The organism is Mammaliicoccus sp. J-M41, from assembly GCF_022385935.1.
Taxonomy (GTDB): domain Bacteria; phylum Bacillota; class Bacilli; order Staphylococcales; family Staphylococcaceae; genus Mammaliicoccus; species Mammaliicoccus sciuri_A.
Genome location: NZ_JAJNIR010000058.1, coordinates 1 through 4,171 on the forward strand (window position 1 = coordinate 1; position 4,171 = coordinate 4,171).

Genomic DNA, 4,171 nt, shown 5'->3' on the forward strand with positions numbered 1-4,171 from the left:
CCTTGTTAAATTGTTTATATCTGAAATAGTTCATACAGAAGACTCCTTTTTGTTAAAATTATACTATAAATTCAACTTTGCAACAGAACCATTTCGTTTATGTTACTTCTTTGATATAACAGACTTAAACCAACCGCTTCAATTCTTTTATTATTTAGTTCATTCATGCAAAAAACGTTGATTTATATTTAATTTCACAAAAATACATAGTAAAATAAATTTAGTACATTCCATGTGCTATGATGTCTTGATTACTAAGACATTACCATATTAAACACCATTCCAATTTCTAGACCCTATACCATTAAATAGGGTCTTTTTCTTCTCTTTTCATTTGTTTATACTCATCTATCATTCAATCATTCTAAAACCTAATTTCAACAAGTTATTATTGATATTTTTTCTTCAACGTATCAGAACCTATCGCACCTATAATCATTAAAAGTAATGGCCCAAATGAATAAAGTATAGAGTCAGATAGAAAATCAATTTCATTACCAGTCACTTTAACAGTAACAAATATTACTAATTTTGAAATTATGATTATCAAACCTATGAGCGTTAAAATATCAAAAAAAACTACCCATTTGGGGTATTTTAATTTTCTACTATCTTGTATTATTTTATCTTTCAAATAATCATCTCCTTTTAAAAGTTCATCTACAGTGATATTAAATATTTCACTTATTTCTAAGAGTGTTTCAATGTTTGGATAACCTTTTTCATTCTCCCATTTTGAAATTGATTGTCGACTTATTTTTAACTTTTTTGCTAAATCTTCTTGAGATAAATTTGTTTCCATTCTTTTCTTTTTCAATACTCTATGAAACTCCATTCTTTCACACTCCTTATTGATTTATTTTAAAAGTAGTTCTTTGATTTTGTAAGAATACCATAGTTGCAGTATGTAACCGCAAAGTTGCAATAAGATGATCTAACTAGTAATCATCTAATAAATCATTTATATTTCGCTTTGTTTTTAAGACTTTGTCTCATGACCTCATCTGAATACTTTTGATTTTTTCAAACGTACGTCATAACCCTTCATTCTATATCTAAGTTTAAAAGCAGAATATTTCCGATAATCAATGATTCCTTCTTTACTTGCGATACCTATATCATATAACTCTTGTACGGTTACTTTTTTTGTCCTTCGTATCATATATTAACTCCCTCAAAATCTTTAACACATTAATCCGATTAACTAAAACGAATTTATAATCCTAAATTACTAAAGTGTACTTTTGTACATTCTTTATGTAAATATTATACACTTTCTATTCAATTTTTTTCATTCCTATTACATATAAACTATCTTAATGATACAATTTAATTAGTGGTGTTTTTCCTTTCTATTTATTTTAATTTACTCAAACTATACAGTAACACCACTACATTAAAACACACCTTTTAATGTTTTCGCAGGTAGCCCTAACTCATCCAACTGTTAGGGCTTTTTTCATGCCTTATTTCACATGCCGCTTCTTACCTGTTTCTGTATTCAAAATGACTTCATGATACAATCACATTAAGTAAATATACCTATACCATATTATGATAAAGGAGGTTTTACGATGAAGAAAATAACCATTAGGAATTATGAAATTGAACCAGCTTGGTTAATTGGCTTAGTTGCTTGTTTACTTATACCTGGTTTTCAAATCTTTATTTTCCCAGTCCTTGTATTAGCTATCGTTTATGGTGTCCATAAAATTGATTAGTAATTTCATATACATCTCTTGAGGTGTTTCTATAAGCGGTATAGGGGTTTGGTTTTACGGTTTTGCCCGTAATGAAAAAGTGTGAAGCCCCGTGCAAGCGAGGACTTTTTCATTAATGCTTTTAGAACGGGAAAGGGTGAGGACTCAGAACGCTTTCCCGTTCTTTCGTTCTTGGTTTGAAGCGGTTAGCAAAAGTTGATTCTGTTCGTGGCTTGGTTAGGGTAAGGTTCGGAATAGGCGCTTAATAGATTCGGGTCGGGTTTGTTGAGGTTAGGTTTTTGTGCCTGCGCACCTTAGATTGATTGGATTTGTGGCATGATAGGATAGCTTTCTACATATCTAGGCGCTTATAAGGTTGAGGTGGCCAGTATCTCTTTTCGGCACAGATCAGTTTCTGCGCTTGCTTTGGGTACGGTGCTTCAATAAAGATATCCCGAACACTCGTTATAGCGTTCAGGATTTTGGGGGCGTTCTGGGTTAATTATATTTGCGCTGCTTTATTTATCTTTGTATTACTTTTAATAGATTAGACAATAAATTAATAATGATAAATATATATAAAATACCAACTAATGGTGCGTAGAATGTCCACCAGTTTGTTGTTAACTCATTTGAGTGAAAGCCTAATAAACTGCTTAAGTCATTGATACTTGGTCGTTCTATAATTTCGCATGCGGGTCCATAGCAAACCTTCGTGCCTCCGAAGAATATTTTGAAGAAGGCTAGGTGTGTCATGACGAGTAAAGTTTGAAAACATATTCTCAAAAATATGATTAAATATTGAGTTTGTATGTTAGGTAATACATGTTTGATAAATATATGTTTATCGTTAGGACTAATGGTATATGCAGCTTCGATATAGTCTTGATTTAATATGTGTTGGGTTGATTCTTTTATCAGCATAGTAGTCGTCGGTATCATTAAGATTGTCAGAATGGTGATATTGTAAGTCATTCTAAATTGCATAGTAGTCGTAAAGCCGTCTATTGTTTCATATAGTAAAGGTTGCAATAAAATATACGCCAATATAGATTGAGGAATATAAAATAAAGTATTAGAAAAGACACTGTAAATACTTGTTGTCTTGCGATTAAATGCTAAATAAGTTCCAATTACAACTGAACAAAGAACCGATAAACTTGATATGACGATGATAATCAGTAATGTGATACGATATCCGGATAACACTTCAAATAACATATTTTTAGAAGCGGCATCCACACCAAAAAATGCTTTAAAGCTAGGTGCAAATGGAGAACTTTTCATAATATCCCCATTAGAATTGTATAGAAAGTTCATAGGTTTAGGCGTGATGTTTAGTAAATCAAAATAAATCACACCAACTAGGGCAGGCAAGATAAGTAACGTTAATAGTATATAAAATTTCTTCATGATAACCCTCCCCGTACACCAGTGAAGGTAAATAAGACTTTATGACTCATAAATATGGCGAGAGATACAGGTACATAAATCAATATAAACGTGACAAATAATACTTCTGGAGATCCGTAATCAAATATAAATGATGACAAGCCGTGCATGTTAAAGATTCTTTCCAAAAGTAATAAACTTGAAAGCGTGATCCAAATAATATGTTTAAAATTGATTAAATATGATGCAAACAAATTCCTTAATATGTGTTTAAAGTATAACTCTACATTTGATAAACCCTTCGCTCTAGAAAATTCAATATAATCTGCACGAGATACATCATCTAGAATACTACTTTAAAATGTCACGCTACTTACTAAAGGTATAATTGATAGTACCAAAATAGGGAATATTAAAGCTTTATCCTCTGAACTATTCGCTACATTAAACAATAGAATATCTGTATATCGATAAAATAATATCACCAATGAAATAGAAAAAGGTATGTAAAAAATATCCGGAATAATAGATAGAACTGTATTAATTTTTAAATACCATTTTTTAATATGGTCATTAACATATAAAAGGTATGTAAATAATAAAGATACGATAAAAGCTAACAATAGCGCAGCAAACAAAATCACAATAGTATTTATCCAAGGTTCAATAAAGAACGGAAATAAACTACGTTCAACATGTGATATTTTATTTGTAAATATAATATCTTGAGGATGAAATATATATATAAACGTCGACTTCAAGGCATTAAGGTAGTTTAAGAAACTAAACCGTTGATCATCAAATAAAGCAGGCAAACACACTAATAATAAGAACACAATTATCGTCATGATGAAATTGAATAATTTTCTCATAAGGCATTTACCTACTTTCTAAATAAATTAACAGGAGGCATTCAAAGTAATATTAAAAGGTTCTGTTGCAAAGTTGAATTTATAGTATAATTTTAACAAAAAGGAGTCTTCTGTACGAACTATTTCAGATATAAACAATTTAACAAGGATGTTATCACTGTAGCCGTTGGCTACTATCTAAGATATGCATTGAGTTATCGTGATATA

The 4,171-nt window shown here is 30.4% G+C and carries 6 protein-coding genes and 2 pseudogenes; 3 read left to right on the top strand and 5 right to left on the bottom strand.

All coding sequences use genetic code 11. From position 1 onward, the window contains the following. Nucleotides 1-181: pseudogene (locus LQ686_RS13720) on the top strand (hypothetical protein); the annotation flags it as partial. A 207-nt stretch (nucleotides 182-388) separates the two neighbouring features. Here the strand turns inward: LQ686_RS13720 and LQ686_RS13725 are convergent. Both LQ686_RS13725 and LQ686_RS13730 read right to left on the bottom strand, forming a co-directional pair. Further along, nucleotides 389-835: a helix-turn-helix domain-containing protein gene (locus LQ686_RS13725; RefSeq protein WP_107573242.1), complete on the bottom strand. Its 447-nt coding sequence runs from the start codon at nucleotides 833-835 to the stop codon at nucleotides 389-391. 165 nt (nucleotides 836-1,000) lie between these two features. Beyond that, complete coding sequence (locus tag LQ686_RS13730) at nucleotides 1,001-1,162, bottom strand: hypothetical protein (protein WP_158011169.1); 162 nt, start codon at nucleotides 1,160-1,162, stop codon at nucleotides 1,001-1,003. 412 nt (nucleotides 1,163-1,574) lie between these two features. Between LQ686_RS13730 and LQ686_RS13735 the strand changes: the two genes are divergently transcribed. Then, complete coding sequence (locus LQ686_RS13735) at nucleotides 1,575-1,721, top strand: hypothetical protein (protein WP_158011170.1); 147 nt, start codon at nucleotides 1,575-1,577, stop codon at nucleotides 1,719-1,721. 501 nt (nucleotides 1,722-2,222) lie between these two features. Here the strand turns inward: LQ686_RS13735 and LQ686_RS13740 are convergent. From LQ686_RS13740 to LQ686_RS13745, 3 genes are read right to left on the bottom strand one after another with little or no spacing between them, the layout of a single operon-like run. After that, nucleotides 2,223-3,113 carry an ABC transporter permease subunit gene (locus LQ686_RS13740; protein ID WP_107566147.1) on the bottom strand — a complete coding sequence of 297 codons (891 nt, stop codon included), beginning with the start codon at nucleotides 3,111-3,113 and terminating at the stop codon, nucleotides 2,223-2,225. Beyond that, the gene (locus LQ686_RS14395) at nucleotides 3,110-3,442 is read right to left on the bottom strand and encodes an ABC transporter permease subunit (protein ID WP_481817100.1); all 333 of its coding nucleotides are present in this window, start codon (nucleotides 3,440-3,442) and stop codon (nucleotides 3,110-3,112) included. The genes LQ686_RS13740 and LQ686_RS14395 overlap by 4 nt, the downstream gene beginning before the upstream one ends. A gap of 6 nt (nucleotides 3,443-3,448) precedes the next feature. Next, a complete protein-coding gene (locus LQ686_RS13745) occupies nucleotides 3,449-3,964 on the bottom strand; it encodes a hypothetical protein (RefSeq protein WP_239733454.1) in 516 nt (171 codons plus the stop codon). 117 nt (nucleotides 3,965-4,081) lie between these two features. On the opposite strand from LQ686_RS13745, the pseudogene LQ686_RS13750 reads away from it, so the two are divergent. Continuing rightward, nucleotides 4,082-4,171 (top strand): annotated as a pseudogene (locus LQ686_RS13750) (IS6 family transposase); the annotation flags it as partial.